Origin of the sequence: Pseudomonas sp. B21-056 (assembly GCF_026016325.1) — a bacterium.
Taxonomy (GTDB): domain Bacteria; phylum Pseudomonadota; class Gammaproteobacteria; order Pseudomonadales; family Pseudomonadaceae; genus Aquipseudomonas.
The window spans coordinates 446,456-469,454 of record NZ_CP087203.1 but is presented as its reverse complement, the minus strand read 5'-3'; the positions used below and the strand labels follow the sequence as shown (position 1 = coordinate 469,454).

Sequence of the window (22,999 nt, the reverse complement as noted above, 5' to 3'; positions counted from 1 at the left end):
AAGGTTTAAAGCTATATGCTGTGCTAGTCAAAACTTTTTTGGGTTCGACCGTTACGACTCAAACGCTACTGTGACGCAGACACCACAAGGCGCGCGGCCTGAAAGGTCGCTCGCTCTTGCGGAAATGTTGAGGTGCCGGGAGAGGCGGCCTGGGTAAGGCCGCCGAATCTTCAGCGAGTTGCAGCCAGTTCCTGTTGGACGCTGGCGACAGTGCGAGGCCAAGGTTTACCAGCCTGAACCTTCGCTGGCAAGGCCTTGATGGCGGAAACAGCCGCATCACGGTTGGCAAAGCTGCCGTAGGTGATGACATACAGCGGCTTGCCGTTGAGGACTTTCTTGAAATAACGGTACTCGCCGCCCTGCTCCTTGACGAAGTTCTGCGCGGTGGCTTCAGAGCTGGTGCCGAGAATCTGTACGACGTAGTTACCCGGTGCCTGGCCGGCGTACCAGTTACCGCCCGCGGCCTTGGCCGGTGCGGCAGGCTTGGCGGCAGGTGCTGGCGTCGGCTTCGCAGCCGGTGCCGGGGCAGGCTTGGCCGTCGCCACCTGGGTCGGAGCCGGGGTCGGCTTGGCGGCCGGAGCAGGTGCGGGTGTCGGAGCCGGGCCGGCAGGCACGCCCGCAGGTGGTGCCGTGGTGGTTACGGTCGGCGGCGTGTCGCCGTCGTCGATCGGTGGTGCTGCGCCATCGTCGCCCTCGGTGATGCCACCGGCGGCTTCAGCCAGGGGCCCGCGCATGACCGGTTGCGACTGGCCGACCAGCGGCAGCGGCATCGGCTGGGTGCTGCCGGCAAATTCCACTGCCGGCGCGCCGCCGTTGGGTTTCGGCGAACCCTGGCCGAGGGGCAGTTGCGCCTGTTCGTTGGCCGGAGTGCCAGTCGTCGGCGCTTTGTTGCGACCCGGCATCAGCCAGGCGGCAACGACCGCGACCACGACGACGGCGGAAATCGCCAATACGTGTTTCTTCGGCATGTTGAACCCCATAGTTGGACGCTTCACCGCTGAGCGGCTGGCAATCATGACTTCGATCAAGGCGTCACGGGCGACCTGGTTGATGTTGCCAGGCCAGCCGCCGGAGCCTTCGTGAATCTCAGAGATCTGATCGGCGGTAAAAAGTTCGATACCCCGGCCCGCGCCTTCAAGCCGTTGGTCCAGATATTCACGGGTTTCTTCTTCGGTATAGGGCGCCAGCTCGATGATATGGAAGCGCTCTTCCTCGAGTTCCAGCTGGTCCAGATCGGCGATCAGCGACGACTCGCCAAACAGGAACACATGGGGACGCCCTTCCGGTGCACCGGCCGCCAGCGCCAGCAAGGCTTCCAGCGCGGACTCGTCGAGCTGCTCGGCATCATCCACCAGCAGATAGACTTCCTGCCCGGTCAGCGCCAACTGGACGATCTGGTCGAGAATCGCGCCCACTTCGGCCTGGGCCAGGTTCAGCGCCTGGGCGACCTGACGCAACACACCGGCAGCATCACCGGCGCCACGGGCCGAAACCACCACGCTTTGCACCGATTGTTTGTTGGTGCTGGCTACCAGGGCCTGGCGCAACAAGGTCTTGCCACTGCCCTGGGGTCCGGTGACCACCAGCAGCAACTGGCTGTAGCGCGCCAGGTGATGCAACTGACCGAGCACCGGCTTGCGCTGGGCCGGGAAGAATTTGAAGCCCGGGACCCGTGGAGCGAAGGGGTCATGACTCAACTGGAAATGGCCGAGGAAAGCCTCGTCGGCATGCAAACTAGTCATCGGAATCTTATTAACCTTTAAGCTGAGCCAGGGCGTGGTAATCCGCGCCCAGCGTGGCCTGTAGAACCTCTTTCGGATAATCGTCGGTCACCACCGCTTCGCCCATGCGGCGCAGCAGCACCAGACGCAGACGACCATCGATCACTTTCTTGTCGATTGCCATGTGTTCGAGAAAATCGGCCTCGGTCATTTCCTCGGGAGGCACCACCGGCAGCCCGGCGCGCTGGAACAGGCGAATGCCGCGATCACGCTCCTGCTCGCTGATCCAGCCCAGGCGCGCGGACATTTCCAGGGCCATGACCGTACCGGCCGCTACCGCCTCGCCATGTAGCCAGACACCATACCCCATGTGGGTCTCGATGGCGTGGCCAAAGGTGTGGCCGAGATTGAGCGTGGCCCGTACACCCGATTCACGCTCATCGGCGCCGACCACTGCGGCCTTGGCCGCGCAGGAGCGTTCGATGGCATAGGTCAGGGCGGCCTGGTCCAGCGCCCGCAGGCGATCGACATTTTCTTCAAGCCAACCCAGGAACGGCTCGTCGCAGATCAACCCGTACTTGATGACTTCCGCCAGCCCTGCGGACAGCTCGCGGGCCGGCAAGGTGTTGAGGGTAGCCGTGTCGATCAGCACCACATTGGGCTGATAGAAAGCGCCGACCATGTTCTTGCCCAGCGGATGGTTGATCCCGGTCTTGCCGCCCACCGACGAGTCGACCTGGGACAGCAGCGTGGTAGGGATCTGGATGAAATCGACGCCGCGCTGGTAGCAGGCCGCGGCAAAACCGGCCATGTCGCCGATGACGCCCCCGCCCAGGGCCACCACCGTGGTGCGACGGTCATGCCGTGCGGTCAGCAGGCCGTCGAAGATCAGTTGCAGGGTCTCCCAGTTCTTGAACGCCTCGCCGTCGGGCAACACCACGGAAATGACCGAAAAAGCTGACAGGCTGCGGGTCAGGCGCTCCAGATACAGGGGGGCGATGGTTTCGTTGGAGATGATCGCCACTTGCCGCCCGGCGATATGTGGCGCCAGCAGTTGCGGCTGGTCCAGCAAGCCTTCGCCAATGTGAATCGGGTAGCTGCGCTCGCCCAGGTCGACCTTTAGTGTCTGCATGTGTCCCCACGGTGAAGATGGAATCAGGCGTCCTGCCTGCAATTAACGAAAAGTCCACGGTGTCTGCTGTGACGCCACTCAAGCGCCATCGGCCACGCACCGGCGGATGACGACGAGACGCCGAGGATAGCGCATTTCCCGGGGCGCATTAACGGGGAGGTAGTTGCTGCAGACGCTCGAGGATGTCCAGCACCACCATCCTCGGAGGCCGTTCGTCGGTTTCCACCACCAGGTCGGCGATCTCCCGGTACAGCGGATCACGCAGCTCCAGCAGGTCCCGCAGGGTCTTGGCCGGATCGGCGGTACGCAACAACGGACGGTTGCGGTCCCGGGCGGTACGGCCGACCTGCTGTTCGACGGAGGCATGCAGATAGACCACTCGTCCGCCGGCATACAGCGCCCGACGATTGGCTTCGCGCATCACGGCGCCGCCACCGGTAGCCAGCACCACACCTTCGAATGCGCACAGCTCGGCGATCATCGCCTGCTCGCGATCACGAAAGCCTGGTTCGCCTTCCTTGTCGAAGATCCACGGGATATTGGCGCCCGTGCGCAATTCAATTTCCTTGTCGGAATCTTTGAACGGCAGGCGCAGCTCTTTGGCCAGCAAACGGCCGATGGTGCTTTTTCCAGCGCCCATCGGCCCAACAAGAATCAAATTTCGCACAGAATCAACGACTCACAGCAATCGCCTGGTTGTTCATGATACGCGGAGTGAGGAATACCAGCAGCTCGGATTTTTTCTCCGAAACCAGATCACGCCGGAAAAGGCGGCCAAGATACGGCACATCGCCAAGAAATGGCACCTTATCTACAACCTTGCTCTGAGTATTTGAGAAAACGCCGCCAATCACAATGGTCTCGCCGTCATTGACCAGCACCTTGGCGTTGACTTCGTTCTTCTTGATCGGTGGTACTTCCTGCACCTTGTTCAGGTAGTCCGGCTCGTCCTTGGTGACCTTGACCTCCATGATGATGCGGTTGTCCGGGGTGATCTGCGGGGTCACCTCCAGCGACAGCGAGGCCTCCTTGAACGACACCGAGGTGGCACCGCTGGAACTGGCTTCCTGATAGGGGATCTCCGTGCCCTTGAGGATTTTTGCGGTCTCCTTGTCGGACGTCACCACCTTGGGCTGGGAGACGATTTCGCCGTTGCCGGTCTTCTCCATGGCCGTCAGCTCCAGGTCCAGCAATACGTTGTCGGTGATGAACGCAATGCCGATGCCCGAGGTATTGCCCGACGCGCCCATGTCGACGAACGGCTGGTTGGTGCTGGTGCTGCCTGGCGTGCCGATGGTGGTGGAGCTGCCGTTGGTCACACCGGAAGAATTCCAGTTGCCCTGGTTCTGCACCGAGCCGCCCCAACGCACACCCAGGCTCTTGTCGTAATCGACGTTGGCCTCGACGATCCGGGCCTCGATCATCACCTGGCGCACCGGAATATCCAGCTGCGCCACGATCCGGCGCAATTCGTCGAGCCGGTCCTGGGTCTGGTAGGCAATGATGTTGTTGGTTCGCTCATCCACCGTGATCGTGCCGCGCTCATCGGCCTTCGCCTCGGCGCTGGTCACCGACTGGAACAGCTTGGCAATGTCCGCCGCCTTCGCATAGTTGACCTGCAACAGCTCCCGTCGCAGCGGGGCCAGGTCGGCAATCTGCTTCTGGGACTCCAGTTCCTGGCGCTCGCGAGCGGCAATCTCATCGGCCGGGGCCACCAGCAAGACGTTGCCGACCTTGCGCTTGTCCAGCCCCTTGGTCTTCAGCACCAGGTCCAGCGCCTGGTCCCATGGAACATTCTGCAACCGCAGGGTGATACCGCCCTGCACCGTGTCGCTTGCCACCAGGTTCAGGTTGGTGAAGTCGGCAATCAGTTGCAGGACCGAGCGCACCTCGATGTCCTGGAAATTCAAGGACAGCTTCTCACCGTTGTAGGCGGCACGGTCGGTGTCGCGCTTGCGCAGGTCCTCTACAGTCATGGGCCTCACACTGACGGTCAGCTTGTTGTCGGTCTGGTAGGTCGAGTAATCGAAGGTACCGCCGGGCTCGATGCTGATGGTGGCCCGGTCGGAGCCGGCGCTGGCATTGACGAACTGTACCGGGGTGGCGAAGTCCTTGACGTCCAGGCGCACCCGCAGCGGTTCAGGCAATTGGGTCCTGGCGAAATTGAGGATGATCTTGCCTTCGCGCTCCTGGATATCCGGCGCAATGGACGGGTCCGACAGGTCGATCACGACATTGCCTTCGCCCTGGGTCCCGCGCTGGAAGTCCACGCCACGGATGGCCCGGCCCGCCGGTGCGTTACTCCTGGCCGGCATCGCACCGGCAACCGCCGGGCGTGGGGCCTGGGCGGCGGTTTTCGGTTCCGCGCCCTTGCCGACCACCACGAACAGGTTATTGCCCTCGACCCGGGCGTTATACGGCACCAGCTGGGTAAGACCGATGATCAGCCGGGTGCGGTCCCCCGCCTCGACCACGGTGGCGCTGCGTGCATTGCCGCTGCCAAGGTCCTGGGTCTTGCGCGCCAGCTGGTTGGTCACCCCGGGCAGGTCCAGGGCAATCCGGGCCGGCTGTTCGGTGGTATAGCCACGGGGCGTTGGCGGTGGTCCGTCGAACGTGAGCTTCAACTCGACACGGTCCCCCGGCAGCGCCGCGACATCCAGGGTCTTCAGGCTCGCCCCAAGGACCATCGGTGACATCAGCGCTATCCATAGCGAAACACCGAGGGCGGTAAGAATCCTGTTCATTGTTCGAGTTCCACTATGAGTGCTCTTTCAAAGGAATGGTCCGTGGTCGCTCCAGCCAGGCGCCTTCGCCATCGGGAACGATTTCGACCACATCGACCTGGGTGGCACTGATGGCGACGATTCGCCCGTCGTTGCGCCCCAGATAGTCACCGACCTTGAGCCGATGCACCCCGCCCGCGCCGCGCAGCAGCGCATAGGAGCCACTGGCGTTGGCGATCGTGCCGACCATTTCAAACTGTTCGATGTTGAAGCCTTCGAGGTACTGCTTGACCCGGTTCGGATCGGGCCGGACATTGCGCGAGCCTTTTTGCCGCTCGGCCTGGTCCACCCGGACCTGCCGCGAGAACGGACTGCGCAGGTCGGAAGCGCCATAGGTGAAGGTTTCGTTTGGCTTGAAGGTCGGCGTCGGCTCGATCTTGCCGGGCGGGCGCAACCGCACTTCGTTCATGTAGGCGTCCAGGTCACCAAAGCCGTTGTCGTTGTTACAGCCGGCCAGTACGACCAGCCCGGCCAGCAGGCCAATGCAGCGGAGCGGCTTCATGGCTGCGCCCCCTGCTCGTTGTAGCGGTAGGTCTTGGCCTGGATGCTCATCCGCAGCTTCGAGCCCGCTTCGGGGTCCGCGGGCGCAATGTCGAAATCGTGCAAGGTGACAATCCGGGGCAGCCCGGCAACACCGCTGACGAATGTGGCCAGGTCATGGTAGTCACCGGTCACGGTGATCTGGATCGGCAGTTCGATGTAAAACGGCTGGGTCACTTCGGGCAGCAGTTTGATTTCCTCGAATTCCAGGCCGCTGCCCAGGCCGGTGCGGGTGATGTCTTCCAGCAGGCCTGGCACCTCGGTGTCGCTGGGCAATTGCCGCAGCAGCACGCCAAAGGAGGTTTCCATCTGCTTCATCTGCTCGGTATAGCGTTCCAGGTTCGCGGCCATGTGGGCCTTGCCGGCAAATTGCGTCTTGAGGGTATTTTCTTCCTCGCGCACCTGCTGCAACTGATCTTCCAGGTCGCTTACGGCAAAGTTGTAGCCCAACCCCAGGACCAGGATCACCAGCAGCACACCGGCCAGCCATTTGACAGGCATCGGCCAGGAGCCGACGTTGTTGGTATCCAGGTCACTGAAGTCGACCTTGCGTAGCGCGTCGAACCACTCTCCCGGCTTCATTGGGCGTCCTCCGCCTCGGCCGGCTGGGTCTGGCGGACCGTCAGCTGGAACACATTGGCCTGGTCGAGCTGCCCGGCCGTCGTCGCCTTGACTTCCGTCAGGCTCGGCGCATCGAACAGATCCGACGCGTCCAGGTTGCGCATCAGGTCCGAGACCCGGTGGTTGGACTCTGCGGCCCCCTTGATGGAGAGCGTCTTGTCTTCCATTTTCACTTCGGTGAAATACACCCCGTCCGGCAACGTCCGCACCAACTGGTCGAAGATGCGCCCGCTGACCGGTCGGTTACCCTGCAGGTCCTGGATGATGCGCATGCGTTCCAGCAGTTGCTGGCGACGGGCTTTCAGCTCGCTGATCTGCTTGATGCGCTCGTCCAGCACCGCTATCTGCTCGGAGATATGCCCGTTGCGGGCCAGTTGGTGATTGATGGCACTGTGCAGGTACTGAACCCCGATCAAGGTCACTCCCACCGCACCGACCAGCGCCCCCACCAATGCCAGCAGAAAGCGCTTGCGGCGCTCTTCGCGCAGTTCTTCGCGCCAGGGAAGAAGGTTGATCCGTGCCATCAGTCGAAACTCCTGAGGGCCAGCCCACAGGCGATCATCAGCGCCGGCGCATCACTGGCCAGGGCACCGGCATTGACCTTGCTGCCCAGGGCCATGTTGGAAAACGGGTTGGCCACCTGGGTCGGCGTGCCCAGGCGCTGTTCGATCAGCCGGTCCAGCCCGGCGACCGACGCCGTGCCCCCGGCCAACAGGATATGGTCCACCGCGCTGTACTGCCCCGAAGCGAAGAAAAACTGCAGGGACCGCGAAACCTGCTGCACCAAGGCCTCGCGAAACGGTTGCAGCACCTCGCTGAGGTAATCGTCCGGCAAGCCGCCCTGCTTCTTTGCCAGGCCGGCCTGTTCGAGGGTCAGGCCGTAGCGCCGCTGGATTTCCTCGGTGAGCTGGCGACCGCCAAACAATTGCTCGCGGGTATAGATGATGCGGCCGTTGTGCAGCACGCTGAGGGTGGTCATGGTGGCGCCGATGTCGATCACCGCAACGGTCAGCCGCTCCTGGGACGCGGCCAGTTGCGTGGCGAGCAGGCCGAAGGCACGTTCCAGCGCGTAGGCTTCCACATCGACCACCCGTGCCGTCAGCCCCGCCAGCGCCAGCGCAGCCTCGCGCACCTCGACGTTTTCCTTGCGACAGGCTGCCAACAGCACCTCGACCCGCTCGCTGCTGCGCGGCGACACACCCAGGACCTCGAAATCGATGGCCACTTCATCCAGTGGATAAGGAATGTACTGATCCGCCTCGATCTTGAGCTGGTTCTCCATCTCATCGTCGGACATCCCGGCGTCCATCTCGATGGTCTTGGTGATCACCGCCGAACCCGCCACGGCTACCGCCACGTTGCGCGAGGGCGTCCTGGCCTTGACCAGTAGCCGGGACAGCGCCTGTCCGACCCCCTCGAGCTCGGCGATGTTCTTCTCGATCACGGCGTTGGCCGGCAACGGTTCGACCGCGTAGGACTCGACCCGGTAACGGTCACCCTGGCGGCTCAATTCGAGCAGCTTCACCGACGTGGAGCTGATGTCGATGCCCAGAAGCGTATGGGCCTTTTTATTGAAGAGTCGTAGCACTACCAATTCCCTATGACTATCCGTGAGTTACGGACTCTCTAATACGCATTGCGTTCAATCACCGGGGCCCGACGGACGTCCGGATGGCGTTTGCAACGAAAAAAAATGCTTATAATGCGCAGCGTTTTTTTCGCTTTGTTGCAAGCACGGGTCCTTCCCTGCACCTGGCGCCTTTTTTCATTCTTTGCCTGGATATCCAAAAGCCTTGATTCGTCTGCTGAAATTTTTCGGATGGTCCATCATCGCCGTTTTCTGCGGACTGCTCCTGGGTCTGAGCGGTGCGTTTCTTTACCTTAGTCCGGGATTGCCATCCGTGGAGGCGCTGAGAAGCATTCAGTTGCAGATTCCTCTGCGGGTGTACAGCAGCGACAACAAGCTGATCGCCGAATTTGGCGAAATGCGCCGCACGCCGATCCGTTTCGCCGACATCCCCCCCAATTTCATCAATGCGTTACTGAGTGCTGAAGACGACAACTTCGCCAACCACTATGGTGTCGATCCGAGCAGCCTGATGCGTGCCGCCAGCCAGTTGGTCAAGAGCGGGCACATCCAGTCCGGCGGCAGCACCATCACCATGCAGGTGGCCAAGAACTTCTTCCTGAGCAGCGAGCGCAGCTTCTCGCGCAAGACCACCGAGATTCTCCTGGCCCTGCAGATCGAACGGCAGCTGACCAAGGATGAAATCCTCGAGCTGTACGTGAACAAAATCTACCTGGGCAACCGCGCCTATGGCATCGAGGCGGCGGCCCAGGTGTACTACGGCAAGTCGATCCGCGACGTCAGCCTGGCGCAGATGGCAATGATCGCCGGCCTGCCCAAGGCGCCGTCGCGCTTCAACCCACTGGCTAACCCGGCGCGCAGCAAGGAGCGTCGCGACTGGATCCTGGGGCGCATGTACAAGCTCGGCAAGATCAGCGAAGCCGACTACACCGCCGCGATCAACGAGCCCTTGAACGCCAGCTATCACGTGCCGACGCCGGAAGTGAACGCCCCGTACATCGCCGAAATGGCCCGGGCCGAGATGGTCGGACGCTACGGCAGCGACGCCTACACCGAAGGGTTCCGCGTCACCACCACGGTGCCGAGCAACCTGCAGGAAATGGCCAACACCGCGCTGCACGAAGGCCTGATGACCTACGATCAGCGCCACGGCTACCGTGGCCCCGAATCGCGCCTGCCGGGCAAGACCAAGGAAGCCTGGGCCCTTGAGCTGACCAAGCAGCGCACCATCAGTGGCCTGGAACCGGCGATCGTCACCCAGGTGGACAAGGACGGTATCAAGATCCTGACGCGCAACGGTGAGCAGGAAGAGCACGTGAAGTGGGACACCATGAAATGGGCCCGTCAGTTCCTCAATACCAACAGCATGGGCGCCGTCCCCCGGCAGCCATCGGACGTGGCCCAGGTCGGCGATCTGATCCGGGTACAGCGCCAGCCGGACAGCACCCTCAAGTTCAGCCAGATCCCGGCCGCCCAGGGCGCGCTGGTGTCCCTCGACCCGCAGGACGGCGCGATCCGCTCCCTGGTGGGCGGCTTCGCCTTCGAACAGAGCAACTACAACCGCGCATTGCAGGCCAAGCGTCAGCCAGGCTCGAGCTTCAAGCCGTTCGTCTACAGTGCCGCGCTGGATAACGGCTATACCGCCGCCAGCCTGGTGAACGACGCGCCGATCGTGTTTGTCGACGAGTACCTGGACAAGGTCTGGCGACCGAAGAACGATACCAACACCTTCCTCGGTCCGATCAGGCTGCGCGAGGCGCTGTACAAGTCGCGCAACCTGGTGTCGATCCGTCTGTTGCAGGCGCTGGGCGTGGACCGCACCATCGACTACATCGCCCGCTTCGGCTTCAACAAGCAGGACCTGCCGCGCAACCTGTCCCTGGCCCTCGGCACCGCGACCCTCACCCCGATGGAAATTGCCACAGGCTGGAGCACGTTCGCCAATGGCGGGTACAAGATCACCCCGTACATCATCGACAAGATTGAAAGCCGCACCGGCGAGACCCTGTTCGTGGCCAACCCGCCACGGGTGCCTACCGGCGAGCAGGCCAGCGACGGCATCGCCGCCCCGTCTGCCGAGACGTTCACGGTGAACCCGACGCCGGGCGAGGCCCCGACTGCCACGCCAGCCGCCCAGGCACCGGCTGTCGCCGAACGCATCGTTGACGGGCGCACCACCTACATCCTCAACAGCATGCTCGAGGATGTGATCAAGCTCGGTACCGGCCGTCGCGCACTGGCCCTGGGCCGCACCGACCTGGCAGGCAAGACCGGCACCACCAACGAATCCAAGGACGCCTGGTTCTCCGGCTACAACGCCGACTACGTGACCACCGTCTGGACCGGTTTCGACCAGCCCGAAAGCCTGGGTCGTCGCGAGTTCGGCGGCACCGTGGCGCTGCCGATCTGGATGAGCTACATGGGCGCGGTCCTCAAGGACAAACCGCCACACACCCAACCGGAACCGGAAGGCATCCTCAGCCTGCGCGTCGACCCGGTCAGCGGTCGTGCGGCCACGCCAGGCACACCGGGCGCGTACTTTGAACTGTTCAAGAGCGAAGACACCCCGCCGTCGGTCAACGAGTTGGGCAATGGCACTGCCCCAGGCAGCCCGTTGCCGGCGGATGAAGCGGCGCCTATCGATCTGTTCTGATATGGCATCGCGAGCAGGCTCGCTCCCACAGGGGTATGTATTCCAAATGTGGGAGCGAGCCTGCTCGCGATGGCGCCCCCAAGGTCGATGATCGTTCCCACGCGGAAGCGTCACTAGTGTCCGGTAAAAACTGAAGGGGGAGCTTGCTCCCCCTTGCTGTACCTGCCTTTGAGCGATACTCGGCTTTTTCAGACTCGATTCCGGCTATGTTCAGCAGCACTCGCTTTTCACAAATGCTCCAAGCACTCCCTCATCAGTTGTTCAAAAATGCAGTCAAACGCTGTGGCGCTGATCGTTATGCCAAGCAATTCAGCTCTTGGGATCTGCTCGTCACGCTGATCTTTGGTCAGATAACACAAGCCAGCAGCCTGCGCGCCTTGGCGACAGCATCGCAATCGCTGGAACCTCACCATTATCATCTCAACGCTCGCAGCATGGTTCGCTCAACGCTTTGTGATGCCTTGAGCAAACGCAGTTCAGAGCCTTTTCGGCTGGCCTGCGAGCACTTGCTGCAGGGCGTTGGCCGCAAGCAGCGCAAGTCCCTGGAAGCGATGGTCACGCTGATCGACTCGACCTCAATCACCTTGCGCGGTCCCGGCTTCGACGACTGGACCGCTGCGACGAAAACCCGCATAACACAAGGCCTGAAGGTGCATGTGGCAATTGATCCACGACAAACAGCACCCACTTACGTGAACATCACTGCCGCCAACGTCAATGACCTGAGTGACGCCCTGACCATGCCGCTTGAAGCAGGCATCACGTACGTTTTCGACAAGGGATACTGCGATTACAACTGGTGGCACCAGATTGATCAGGTGGGGGCGTTCTTCGTCACACGACTCAAAAAAAATGCCAATGTGAATCACGTAGAGGATCTGAACAGAGGGGAAAATGCCGACTTCATAGAGTCGGACGAAGCCGTGCGATTTGGCAAAAAACACCTGAATACACGACGGTTAAATCACTATCACGACCAAACCGTACGTCGGGTCCAGGTTCGTCGAGATGATCACGAAACGCCGCTGATCCTGGTGACTAATGATTTTTCACGCTCAGCTGAAGAAATTGCCGACCTGTACAAGCAGCGCTGGCAGATCGAGTTGTTCTTCAAGTGGATCAAGCAAAAACTCAAGCTCAAACGGTACTTCGGATTCTCTGAAAACGCGGTGCGTCTACAAATCTACAGCGCGCTGATCACATACCTTTTGCTGCTCCTGTATCAACAACGTTCGGCCTGCTCAGACTCGCTTTCAAACTTCACTATCCGGCTGGCTCATAGCTTGTTTGAGCGCCCGCTCAGCGACACACACCGCGGATATCGAAGGCAAGAACGAACAGAGCTGAAGGCTGCCCAGGGTAGCCTTCAGCTATGAAAAGGTTTTACCGGACACTAGTGACGCTCCTGCGTGGGAACGCCGCTACGGACGCACCGCGTTCGGCTCTTGATGGGGACGCGGAGCGTCCCGGGCTACATTCCCACGCAGAGCGTGGGAACGATCAATAAAAAACCCCGGCTCACAGGAGCCGGGGTTTTTCGTTGAAGCGCTACAACCGCTTAGCCGTTGAACACGTCATCCACGCTCTTGAGCGGGTAGTTTTTCGGGTACGGCAGGGTTGCCACGCCAGTCTCGATCGCAGCCTTGGCCACGGCGTCGGAGATCAGGGTGATCAGGCGGGCGTCCATTGGCTTCGGAATGATGTACTCACGACCGAATTCCAGCTTGATGCCACCGTAGGCGTCGCAGACTTCCTGGGGTACCGGCAGCTTGGCCAGTTCGCGCAGGGCGTTGGCGGCCGCGACTTTCATCTCTTCGTTGATGCGCTTGGCGCGAACGTCCAGGGCACCACGGAAGATGAACGGGAAGCCCAGTACGTTGTTGACCTGGTTCGGGTAGTCCGAACGGCCGGTCGCCATGATCACGTCGTTGCGGGTGGCATGGGCCAGTTCCGGGGAGATTTCCGGATCCGGGTTCGAGCAGGCGAACACGATCGGGTTCGGCGCCATGCGCAGCAGGTTTTCCGGGCTCAGCAGGTTCGGACCCGACAGGCCGACGAATACGTCGGCGCCGTCCAATGCGTCCGCCAGGGTGCGCTTGTCGGTCGCGTGGGCGAAGACAGCCTTGTACTGGTTCAGATCGCTACGACCGGAGTGGATCACGCCGGTACGGTCGATCATGAAGATGTTTTCGATCTTGGCGCCCATGCTCACCAGCAACTTCATGCAGGAGATGGCCGCAGCGCCAGCACCCAGGCAGACGATCTTGGCTTCCGGCAGGGTCTTGCCGGCGATTTCCAGGGCGTTGATCATGCCGGCCGCGGTCACGATCGCGGTACCGTGCTGGTCATCGTGGAACACCGGAATGTCGCACTGTTCGATCAGGGCGCGTTCGATTTCAAAGCACTCAGGCGCCTTGATGTCTTCCAGGTTGATGCCGCCGAAGGTGATGGAGATGCGCTTGACGGTGTCGATGAAGGCTTGCGGGCTTTCGGAGTCGACTTCGATGTCGAACACGTCGATACCGGCGAAACGCTTGAACAGCACACCCTTGCCTTCCATGACCGGCTTGGAGGCCAATGGACCCAGGTCACCCAGGCCGAGAATCGCGGTGCCATCGGAAATGACCGCAACCAGGTTGCCCTTGCCGGTGTATCGGTAGGCCAGCTCAGGGTCGCGAGCGATTTCGCGGACTGGTTCGGCTACGCCGGGGCTGTAGGCCAGCGACAGGTCGCGGGCAGTAGCGGTGGCCTTGGTGAGCTCGACACTCAGCTTTCCTGGACGAGGATTGGCGTGATATTCGAGAGCGGCGGTTTTCAGATCAGACATGTGGGCATTCCGCTTTTTACTGTGTTGGACAGACGGACCGCCGAGGATACGCGCCTCGCAAAGTCCCTACAAGACTGACCGGTCACCGCTGTCAAGCGCCCTGCCCTACGACTTTGGGCCAAGAGCCACGAAACACAAGGGCTCAGTGCATACAATCAGCAGAAAAAATGTCTACAATTTTTTATCCGACACTGGGCTGAGCATCGTCGGATCGGTCAACGGCAGCAGCCATCGGCCCTGCCCCTGCTCCGCGTTCTTACGTCGCGATCGGTCAACCACCCAACCACGTGCCTCCACTTGCCTGCCTGTAAGGCGCTCAAGCGAAGCCATATCGAAGCGGCCCAGCAGATTGGGCGCAATGCGCAATACAACCGAATCCTCCAATTGCAGCCAAACACCGCCACGATTGCGTTTGACCGCATTGACGCGCCCGCTGAGCACGGCGAAACCGGATGCCTTGATCTGCCCGGTCTTGAGCACGGGCGAACGCTTCCACAGCCCGGGCCGCGCTTCACGCGCCTGACGTTCGGCGGCTTGCTGGCAGCCCGCCAAGCCGACATTCGGTGCCACTGCCACCTGAAAGCCCAGGCCCTCGGAGAGCATCTGCGCCTCGAGATTGCGGCCAGCGGCATCGTAGGCATGGGCCAGTGTCCGGCCATAGCGGTCCTTGCTTTCCCTGCCGGGAACCAACCCTACACGCCCGTCATTGGCAGCCACCAAGGCTTCCAGGCGTCGCCGCGCCGCAATGGCAAAGGGTTCGTCGGAACGGCCCTGCCGGCCCAGCTCAGGGGTGTTGAGCCCGATCAAGCGTACGCTGCGGCCATCTGCCAGGCGCAGGGTATCGCCATCCACCACCCGCTGGACCGCCACCTCGGTGGCGTCCGTCGGTGTCGGGCAGAAGGCCTGGGCGCTGGCCAGCCAAATCGCGGACACAAAAAAGGCGCCCACAAGGGACGCCTTTTTCATCACTTTGCAGCCGTCGAAACGACCCGCCAAAATGATCAGTCTCAGGCCTTTTTGGCGCCGAAAGCACCGAAACGGTCGGCGAACTTCTGAACGCGACCACCGGTATCCAGAGTTTTTTGCTTACCGGTGTAGAACGGGTGGCATTCGTTGCAAACGTCGATCGCCAGGGCTTTGCCGTAGGTCGAACGGGTTTCGAACTTGTTGCCGCAGCTGCAGGTTACAGCAATGGCTGGGTATTCCGGATGGATATCGGCTTTCATGGTGTTTTCCTCAGGCTAGCGTGCCGCCACCCAACACTATTGTTGAATACCGCACGTAATTAGGGCGCGGATTCTACCAGACATCGACAATGACGCAAGCTATGCCTTGCACCAACCGTCTGCTAGGCTCCCGGCCTCAAGCACAATCCTTGTGGGAGCGAGCTTGCTCGCGATGGCGGTGGATCAGCAGCATGAATGTTGACTGGCACGCCGCCATCGCGAGCAAGCTCGCTCCCACATGTGCATGGTCCTTTAACCGCTTGTGTCGAGATCCCCCCGCGTGCCCGACGCCATTCTGCGCCTCGCCCTGCCTTCGCCCCTGCGCCGCCTGTTCGACTATCGCGCCCCGGCCGGAGTCCCGCGTGACCGGCTGCAGCCGGGCATGCGCTTGCGGGTGCCCTTCGGTCGGCGGGAGATGATCGGCATCCTGGTGGAAATCACCGACCACAGCGAGGTCCCGGCCGACAAGCTCAAGCCGGCCCTGGCGCTGCTCGACGCCACGCCGCCGCTGCCGGCCTCGTTGTTCAAGCTATGCCTGTGGACCGCCCAGTATTACCAGCACAGTCTCGGCGATACGTTGAGCTGGGCGTTGCCGGTGCTGCTGCGCCAGGGCGAGCCGGCCGAGGCGCGCCAGGAGCGGTTCTGGTCGGTGGCGCCGGGGGCTTCGCTGGATGACCCACGTATCGCCCGCGCGCCCCGTCAACGCGAAGCCCTGGCGACGCTTGCCCAGCATCCCCACGGCGTGGCGCATCAGTTGCTGAGCAAGCTGATGCTCAGCAAGGACAGCCTCGACCTGCTGCTGGCCAAGGACCTGGTCCAGGTGGAAGTCCGCCGGCATGCCCCGGGCGCCCGTCACGAACATTGGCTGGCCCAGCCGGAACTGCCGCTCAACGCCGAACAGCGGGCCGCCTGCGAAGCGATCCGCGCAGGTTTCGACAGTTATCACGCCTTTTTGCTGGCAGGCGTCACCGGCAGCGGCAAGACCGAAGTCTATCTCCAGCTCATCCGCCAGACCCTGGAAGCGGGCAAGCAGGCCCTGGTGCTGATTCCGGAAATCAACCTCGGCCCGCAAACGCTCGCGCGCTTCGAACAACGTTTCAACGCCCGGATTGCCCTGGTGCACTCGGCGGTCAATGATCGCGAACGCCTGGAAGCCTGGCTCGCCGCCCGGGATGGCGAGGCCGACATCATCATCGGCACCCGCTCGGCCCTGTTCACCCCGATGAAGAACCCCGGCCTGATCATCATCGACGAAGAACACGACGGCTCGTATAAGCAGCAGGAAGGCCTGCGCTACCATGCCCGCGACCTGGCCCTGGTACGCGCCCGCCAGGAGGACATTCCCATTGTCCTCGGCTCGGCGACGCCGTCCCTGGAGAGCCTGCACAACGCCTACACCGGTCGCTACGGGCTGCTGCGCCTGAACGAACGGGCCGGCGGCGCCAGGCAGCCGCGGTTCTTGCGCCTGGACGTGAAGAGCCGCCCACTGGACAGCGGCATTTCCGGGCCGATGCAGCAAGCCATCGGTCAGACCCTGGCTGCCGGCCAACAAGTACTGGTGTTTCTCAACCGCCGCGGGTTCGCCCCGACGCTGCTATGCCATGACTGCGGCTGGATGTCCGGTTGCGAACGCTGCGACGCACGGATGACCGTGCATCAACGCTACGGCGAGCTGCGCTGCCATCACTGCGGCCACACCGAGCGGGTGCCGAGGCATTGCCCGCAGTGCGGCAAAGTGGACTTGCGCCCGGTAGGTGCCGGCACCGAACGCGCCGAAGAACGCCTGGGCATTCTCTTTCCCGATTACCCGGTGCTACGGGTGGATCGCGACAGCACGTCGCGCAAGGATGCGATGAACCAGCTGTTCGCCACGATCCAGAAGGGCCAGCCCTGCATCCTGGTGGGCACGCAGATGCTCGCCAAAGGTCATCACTTCCCTCGGGTCACCCTGGTGTCGATCCTCGACGCTGACGGCGGGCTGTTCTCCGGCGACTTCCGCGCCAGCGAACGCATGGCGCAACTGATCGTCCAGGTCGCCGGCCGTGCCGGGCGGGCCGAGGAACCGGGCAAGGTGATTATCCAGACCCACCTGGCGGACCATCCGCTGCTGATACAACTGACCGAGCAAGGTTACTTCGCCTTCGCCGAGCAGGCCTTGAGCGAACGCCGCAGCGCCGGCCTGCCACCGTTTGCCCATCTGGCGCTGCTGCGGGCCGAGGCCCACAAGCCGGGGCAGGCCGAAGGCTTCCTTGACGACGCCTGCAGCGAGGCTGAGCGCTTGCTGGCCGAGCAGAATCTGACTGGTATCGAGCTGCTCGGCCCGGTACCGGCCCCGATGGAGCGACGGGCGGGGCGTTATCGGGCGCAACTCTTGTTGCAAGCCAATGCCCGGGCGCCGTTGCATCGATTGTTGAGTGCCTGGCTGCTGGTGCTCGAACAGATACCCAGCGGACGAGCGGTGCGCTGGTCGCTGGATGTGGATCCGGTGGATTTGTACTGAATGGGATATCGCCATCGCGAGCAGGCTCGCTCCCACATTGGAATGCGATCTTCTGTGGGAGCGAGCCTGCTCGCGATGGGGCCGGAATAGTCACCACACAGCCCCAACCGACCCGCTACAGTTGGCAAGCCCGTCTTCCCCACGGATAATGCCCAGTTTTTCCACCAGCGCCTCGAAGCGCCGCCGCGCCTGCGGTTGAAAGAGAAGACCATGAAAGACACCATTCGCCAGCTCATCCAGCAAGCCATCACCCAACTCGTCACTGAAGGTGTGTTGCCAGAAGGCCTGTCGCCGGCGATTCAGGTCGAAAACACCCGCGACAAGACCCATGGCGACTTCGCCAGCAACATCGCGATGATGCTGGCGAAACCGGCCGGCATGAAACCACGGGACCTGGCCGAGAAAATCATCGCCGCGCTACCGGCTGATGAAAACGTCAGCAAGGCGGACATCGCCGGCCCCGGTTTCATCAACTTTTTCCAGAACACCCAGGCCCTGGCCTCGCGCCTGGACGCCGCCCTGGCCGACGAACGCCTCGGCGTGCGCAAGGCCGGCCCGTTGCAGCGCACCGTGGTCGACCTGTCCGCCCCGAACCTGGCCAAGGAAATGCACGTCGGCCACCTGCGCTCGACCATCATCGGCGACGGCGTGGCCCGGGTCCTGGAGTTCCTCGGCGACACCGTGATCCGCCAGAACCACGTCGGCGACTGGGGCACCCAGTTCGGCATGCTGATGGCCTATCTGCAGGAAAACCCGATTACCAGCGACGAGCTGTCGGACCTGGAGAACTTCTACCGCGCCGCCAAGCAACGCTTCGACGAGTCGCCGGAGTTCGCTGATCGCGCCCGTGGCCTGGTGGTCAAGCTGCAGGCCGGCGATGCCGAGTGCATGGCGCTGTGGACCAAGTTCAAGGACATCTCCCTGTCCCACTGCCAGAAAATCTACGAGCTGCTGAACGTCAAGCTGACCATGGCCGACGTGATGGGCGAAAGCGCCTACAACGACGACCTGATCAACGTGGTCAACGACCTTCGGGCCAAGGGCATGCTGGTGGAGAGCAATGGCGCCCAGTGCGTGTTCCTCGATCAGTTCAAGACCGCCGACGGCGAGCCGCTGCCGGTGATCATCGTCAAGGCCGACGGCGGCTACCTCTATGCCACCACCGACCTGGCGGCCGTGCGCTATCGCAACGGCGTGCTGAAGGCGGATCGGGTCCTGTACTTCGTCGACCAGCGCCAGGCCCTGCACTTCCAGCAAGTGTTCGAAGTGGCCCGCCTGGCCGGCTTCGTGCCGCGCCCGATGGAAATGGAGCACATGGGCTTCGGCACCATGAACGGCGCCGATGGCCGCCCGTTCAAGACCCGCGACGGCGGCACGGTGAAGCTGATCGACCTGCTGACCGAAGCCCAGGAGCGCGCCTACACCCTGGTCAAGGGCAAGAACCCGGACCTGGCCGAAGACGAACTGCGCCAGATCGCCAAGGTGGTGGGCATCGACGCGGTGAAATACGCCGACCTGTCCAAGCACCGCACCAGCGACTACAGCTTCAACTTCGACCTGATGCTCAATTTCGAAGGCAACACCGCGCCGTACCTGCTGTACGCGTACACCCGTGTGGCGGGTGTATTCCGCAAGCTCGGCAAAAGCTTCGATGAAGTGCAGGGCCGGATTGTGCTGCAGGCCGCCCACGAACAGGAGTTGGCCGCACGGCTGGCGCAGTTTGGCGAAGTGCTGAACAACGTCGCCGACAAGGGCACGCCGCACACCCTGTGCGCCTACCTGTATGACGTGGCCGGCCTGTTCTCCAGCTTCTACGAGAACTGCCCGATCCTCAGCGCCGACACCCCGGAGCAAATGCAGAGCCGCCTGCGCCTCGCCGCGCTGACCGGACGCACACTCAAGCAAGGCCTGGAACTGCTGGGCCTGGAAACGCTGGAGCGCATGTAAGTTGGCCGCCAAGAAAAAACCAGCACCCAAGCGCGGCGCCAGTCGTTACCAGGCCCCGGCCAAGAAGCCGATTCCGGGCTGGTTGTGGATGGCGATCGGCCTGAGCGTCGGCGCCTTCATCGTGTTCCTGATGAAACTGGAGCCGGGCCAGGGCGATGACGTCAAGCGCGTCCGCCAGGAGCAGCAGAAGGCCACGCGCATCGCCGAGGCCAACAAGACCCCGCCGAGCCCGACGCAACCGGTGAAGCCGAAGTACGACTTCTACACCCTGCTGCCGGAGTCGGAAGTCATCGTGCCGCCCGATGCGGTGCCGGAGAAAACCCTGCCGACGCCGCAGGTGCCCGCCACGCCGGTCACGCCGGCCGAAGCCGCGAAGATCGACACCGCCCGCGCCCAGGCCGCCCTGGCCGGGATCACGCCGCCACCAGCGCCGCCGGTACAGAAGGCCGCGCCGGTGACGAAGTTCTTCCTGCAGGCCGGTTCGTTCCGCAAGGAGGCCGACGCCGACAAGGTCCGGGCGCAGATCATCCTGCAGGGCCAATCCGTATCGGTGGAATCCGGGACCGTGAAGGACGAAACCTGGTACCGGGTCATGGTCGGCCCGTTCAGCAACCGCGAGGAGCTGACCAAGGCGCAGAAACAACTGGCTGGCAGCGGCTTCAGCAACCTGTTGTTACAACAACGCCAAAGCCGCTAGGGCCATGATCGTTCCCACGCTCCGCGTGGGAACGATCAAAGAAGCGAAAGATCAAAAGATCGCAGCCTCGCTCCGCTCGACAGCTCCTACGTACCCCGCAGTTGAAAAACCCCACGCCACCCCCATATGAGTTTTCATCCGGGCATTTTCGCCCCGCTGCGTGGAGACTCTTCCCTTGACCACCATCGTTTCAGTCCGCCGTCATGGCAAAGTCGTCATGGGCGGCGACGGCCAGGTTTCACTGGGTAACACCGTGATGAAAGGCAATGCGAAGAAAGTCCGTCGCCTGTATCACGGCCAGGTCATCGCCGGCTTCGCCGGGGCCACTGCCGACGCCTTCACCCTGTTCGAACGTTTCGAAGGCCAGTTGGAAAAACACCAGGGCCATCTGATCCGTGCCGCCGTGGAACTGGCCAAGGAGTGGCGTACCGACCGCTCCCTCAGCCGTCTCGAAGCCATGCTCGCGGTCGCCAACAAGGACGCCTCGCTGATCATCACCGGCAACGGCGATGTGGTTGAACCCGAAGATGGCCTGATCGCCATGGGTTCCGGTGGCGCCTACGCCCAGGCCGCCGCCAGTGCACTGCTGAAAAAGACCGACCTGTCGGCCCGTGAGATCGTCGAGACTGCCCTGGGCATTGCCGCCGATATCTGTGTCTTCACCAACCACACCCAAACCATTGAGGAGCAGGATCTCGCGGAGTGAAGCCCGTACCCCGGCTCATTCTTGCTTGAGGACCGCCAATTACTATGTCCATGACTCCCCGCGAAATCGTCCACGAACTCAACCGCCATATCATCGGCCAGGACGATGCCAAGCGCGCCGTCGCCATCGCCCTGCGTAACCGCTGGCGCCGGATGCAGTTGCCCGAAGAGCTGCGCGTCGAAGTGACCCCCAAGAACATCCTGATGATCGGCCCGACCGGTGTCGGCAAGACCGAAATCGCCCGTCGCCTGGCGAAACTCGCCAACGCCCCGTTCATCAAGGTCGAGGCCACCAAGTTCACCGAAGTCGGCTATGTCGGCCGTGACGTCGAGTCGATCATCCGTGACCTGGCCGACGCCGCCATCAAGCTGCTGCGCGAACAGGAAATCACCAAGGTCCGCCACCGCGCCGAAGACGCCGCCGAAGAGCGCATCCTCGATGCCCTGCTGCCGCCGGCGCGCATGGGTTTCAACGCTGACTCCGCCGCGACCCAGGATTCCAATACCCGCCAGCTGTTCCGCAAACGCCTGCGCGAAGGCCAGTTGGACGACAAGGAAATCGAGATCGAAGTGGCCGAAATGGCCGGCGTCGACATTTCCGCGCCGCCGGGCATGGAAGAGATGACCAACCAGTTGCAGAGCCTGTTCGCCAACATGGGCAAGGGCAAGAAGAAAAGCCGCAAGCTCAAGGTCAAGGAAGCGCTGAAACTGGTGCGCGACGAGGAGGCCAGCCGCCTGGTCAACGAAGAAGAACTGAAGGCCAAGGCCCTGGAAGCCGTCGAGCAGCACGGCATCGTGTTCATCGACGAAATCGACAAGGTTGCCAAACGTGGCAATGTCGGCGGTGCTGACGTGTCCCGTGAGGGCGTGCAACGCGACCTGCTGCCACTGATCGAAGGTTGCACGGTCAACACCAAGCTGGGCATGGTCAAGACCGACCACATCCTGTTCATCGCCTCCGGCGCGTTCCACCTGAGCAAGCCGAGTGACCTGGTGCCGGAACTGCAAGGTCGCTTGCCAATTCGTGTGGAGCTCAAGGCGCTGTCGCCGGAAGACTTCGAGCGCATCCTGAGCGAGCCCCATGCGTCCCTGACCGAACAGTACTGCGCGCTGCTCAAGACCGAAGGCCTGAACATCGAGTTCACGCCCGAAGGTATCAAGCGCCTGGCGCAAATCGCCTGGCAGGTCAACGAGAAGACCGAGAACATCGGTGCTCGCCGCCTGCACACGCTGCTTGAGCGTCTGCTCGAGGAAGTGTCGTTCAGTGCCGGTGACCTGGCGAGCAAACACGACGAAACGCCGATCCTCATCGACGCCGAGTACGTCAACAGCCACCTGGGTGAACTGGCGCAGAACGAAGACCTGTCGCGGTATATCCTGTAACCCATCACTACAGGCATGCGCGGTTCCGTGTGGGAGCGAGCCTGCTCGCGAATGCGGGGTATCAGTCACATCATTGTTGGCTGACACTGCGCCTTCGCGAGCAGGCTCGCTCCCACATTTGACGGTGTCGCTGCGTAGATCAGGGCTCTTTCAGCTACGGACCACAGGCCATGACCAGACTCCCCACCGCCATCAACCTGCACAAGGCCTCCAAAACCCTGACGCTGAAATACGCGCCGGACGAGGAGTATCACCTGCCCGCCGAATTCCTGCGGGTGCATTCGCCTTCCGCCGAGGTTCAGGGCCACGGCAAGCCCATCCTGCAATACGGCAAACTCAATGTCGGCCTGTCCAAGATCGAGCCGGCCGGCCAGTACGCACTGAAATTGACCTTCGACGACGGCCACGACAGCGGACTGTTCACCTGGGAGTACCTGTACCAGTTGGCAGTGCGTCAGGAGGACCTGTGGAGCGATTATCTTGCCGAGCTCAAGGCGGCCGGAAAAACCCGCGACCCGAACGCGTCCGTCGTCAAGCTGATGCTCTAGCTCAAGGGCTGGCGCTTTAGGGCGAACTTTCTAGACGCATCTGTTTGAATGTCCACCCGGCAAGGTCAATGACTGGCCTGCTTGCGAAAAAAATTAAACTCGGGTAACCAATGGAGCTGGCAAGTTCC

Annotated in this window: 19 protein-coding genes; 8 read left to right on the top strand and 11 right to left on the bottom strand. The window is 62.3% G+C overall.

Annotated elements, in window-relative coordinates; all coding sequences use genetic code 11:
* Positions 1-170: 170 nt before the first annotated feature.
* The 8 genes from LOY67_RS02080 to LOY67_RS02045 all read right to left on the bottom strand — a co-directional run bounded on the left by LOY67_RS02080 (position 171) and on the right by LOY67_RS02045 (position 8,385).
* Positions 171-1,742: an AAA family ATPase gene (locus tag LOY67_RS02080; protein WP_265065728.1), complete on the bottom strand. Its 1,572-nt coding sequence runs from the start codon at positions 1,740-1,742 to the stop codon at positions 171-173.
* A gap of 10 nt (positions 1,743-1,752) precedes the next feature.
* Complete coding sequence (gene aroB / locus LOY67_RS02075; RefSeq protein WP_265065727.1) at positions 1,753-2,853, bottom strand: 3-dehydroquinate synthase; 1,101 nt, start codon at positions 2,851-2,853, stop codon at positions 1,753-1,755.
* Between the two features lie 148 nt (positions 2,854-3,001).
* Entirely contained in the window at positions 3,002-3,520 is a 519-nt protein-coding gene (aroK, locus tag LOY67_RS02070; RefSeq protein ID WP_265065726.1) for a shikimate kinase AroK, read from the bottom strand.
* Positions 3,521-3,524: 4 nt separating this feature from the next.
* Positions 3,525-5,597 carry a type IV pilus secretin PilQ gene (pilQ, locus tag LOY67_RS02065; protein WP_265065725.1) on the bottom strand — a complete coding sequence of 691 codons (2,073 nt, stop codon included), beginning with the start codon at positions 5,595-5,597 and terminating at the stop codon, positions 3,525-3,527.
* Between the two features lie 13 nt (positions 5,598-5,610).
* Entirely contained in the window at positions 5,611-6,138 is a 528-nt protein-coding gene (locus LOY67_RS02060) for a pilus assembly protein PilP (RefSeq protein WP_265065724.1), read from the bottom strand.
* Positions 6,135-6,758, bottom strand: a complete 624-nt coding sequence (gene pilO, locus LOY67_RS02055; RefSeq protein WP_265065723.1) for a type 4a pilus biogenesis protein PilO — start codon at positions 6,756-6,758, stop codon at positions 6,135-6,137. The genes LOY67_RS02060 and pilO overlap by 4 nt, the downstream gene beginning before the upstream one ends.
* Positions 6,755-7,321 (bottom strand): PilN domain-containing protein, encoded by a 567-nt coding sequence (locus LOY67_RS02050; protein WP_265065722.1) that lies wholly within the window; start codon positions 7,319-7,321, stop codon positions 6,755-6,757. The genes pilO and LOY67_RS02050 overlap by 4 nt, the downstream gene beginning before the upstream one ends.
* On the bottom strand, positions 7,321-8,385 hold the full coding sequence (locus LOY67_RS02045) for a pilus assembly protein PilM (protein ID WP_265065721.1): 1,065 nt from the start codon (positions 8,383-8,385) through the stop codon (positions 7,321-7,323). Before LOY67_RS02045 ends, LOY67_RS02050 begins: the two co-directional genes overlap by 1 nt.
* A gap of 208 nt (positions 8,386-8,593) precedes the next feature.
* Here LOY67_RS02045 and LOY67_RS02040 point away from each other — a divergent pair, with 208 nt between their 5' ends.
* A complete protein-coding gene (locus LOY67_RS02040; protein WP_413776192.1) occupies positions 8,594-11,038 on the top strand; it encodes a penicillin-binding protein 1A in 2,445 nt (814 codons plus the stop codon).
* A 206-nt stretch (positions 11,039-11,244) separates the two neighbouring features.
* A complete protein-coding gene (locus LOY67_RS02035) occupies positions 11,245-12,414 on the top strand; it encodes an IS4 family transposase (protein ID WP_265064268.1) in 1,170 nt (389 codons plus the stop codon).
* Positions 12,415-12,596: 182 nt separating this feature from the next.
* Here the strand turns inward: LOY67_RS02035 and LOY67_RS02030 are convergent, their stop codons facing one another.
* From LOY67_RS02030 to rpmE, 3 genes are all read right to left on the bottom strand, one after another.
* Complete coding sequence (locus LOY67_RS02030; RefSeq protein ID WP_265065719.1) at positions 12,597-13,865, bottom strand: malic enzyme-like NAD(P)-binding protein; 1,269 nt, start codon at positions 13,863-13,865, stop codon at positions 12,597-12,599.
* Between the two features lie 171 nt (positions 13,866-14,036).
* On the bottom strand, positions 14,037-14,831 hold the full coding sequence (locus LOY67_RS02025; RefSeq protein ID WP_265065718.1) for a thermonuclease family protein: 795 nt from the start codon (positions 14,829-14,831) through the stop codon (positions 14,037-14,039).
* 41 nt (positions 14,832-14,872) lie between these two features.
* Positions 14,873-15,091 carry a 50S ribosomal protein L31 gene (rpmE, locus tag LOY67_RS02020; RefSeq protein WP_024779913.1) on the bottom strand — a complete coding sequence of 73 codons (219 nt, stop codon included), beginning with the start codon at positions 15,089-15,091 and terminating at the stop codon, positions 14,873-14,875.
* 280 nt (positions 15,092-15,371) lie between these two features.
* On the opposite strand from rpmE, the gene LOY67_RS02015 reads away from it, so the two are divergent.
* From LOY67_RS02015 to LOY67_RS01990, 6 genes are all read left to right on the top strand, one after another.
* Positions 15,372-17,591 carry a primosomal protein N' gene (locus tag LOY67_RS02015; protein ID WP_265065717.1) on the top strand — a complete coding sequence of 740 codons (2,220 nt, stop codon included), beginning with the start codon at positions 15,372-15,374 and terminating at the stop codon, positions 17,589-17,591.
* Between the two features lie 210 nt (positions 17,592-17,801).
* Positions 17,802-19,538, top strand: a complete 1,737-nt coding sequence (argS, locus tag LOY67_RS02010) for an arginine--tRNA ligase (protein ID WP_265065716.1) — start codon at positions 17,802-17,804, stop codon at positions 19,536-19,538.
* A 1-nt stretch (position 19,539) separates the two neighbouring features.
* Positions 19,540-20,235, top strand: coding sequence for an SPOR domain-containing protein (locus LOY67_RS02005; protein WP_265065715.1), 696 nt, complete (start codon positions 19,540-19,542; stop codon positions 20,233-20,235).
* A gap of 175 nt (positions 20,236-20,410) precedes the next feature.
* Positions 20,411-20,941 (top strand): ATP-dependent protease subunit HslV, encoded by a 531-nt coding sequence (hslV, locus tag LOY67_RS02000; RefSeq protein WP_025110273.1) that lies wholly within the window; start codon positions 20,411-20,413, stop codon positions 20,939-20,941.
* Positions 20,942-20,985: 44 nt separating this feature from the next.
* On the top strand, positions 20,986-22,323 hold the full coding sequence (gene hslU / locus LOY67_RS01995) for an ATP-dependent protease ATPase subunit HslU (RefSeq protein ID WP_265065714.1): 1,338 nt from the start codon (positions 20,986-20,988) through the stop codon (positions 22,321-22,323).
* Between the two features lie 170 nt (positions 22,324-22,493).
* Positions 22,494-22,871, top strand: coding sequence for a DUF971 domain-containing protein (locus LOY67_RS01990; RefSeq protein WP_265065713.1), 378 nt, complete (start codon positions 22,494-22,496; stop codon positions 22,869-22,871).
* The last annotated feature ends 128 nt before the right edge of the window (positions 22,872-22,999 follow it).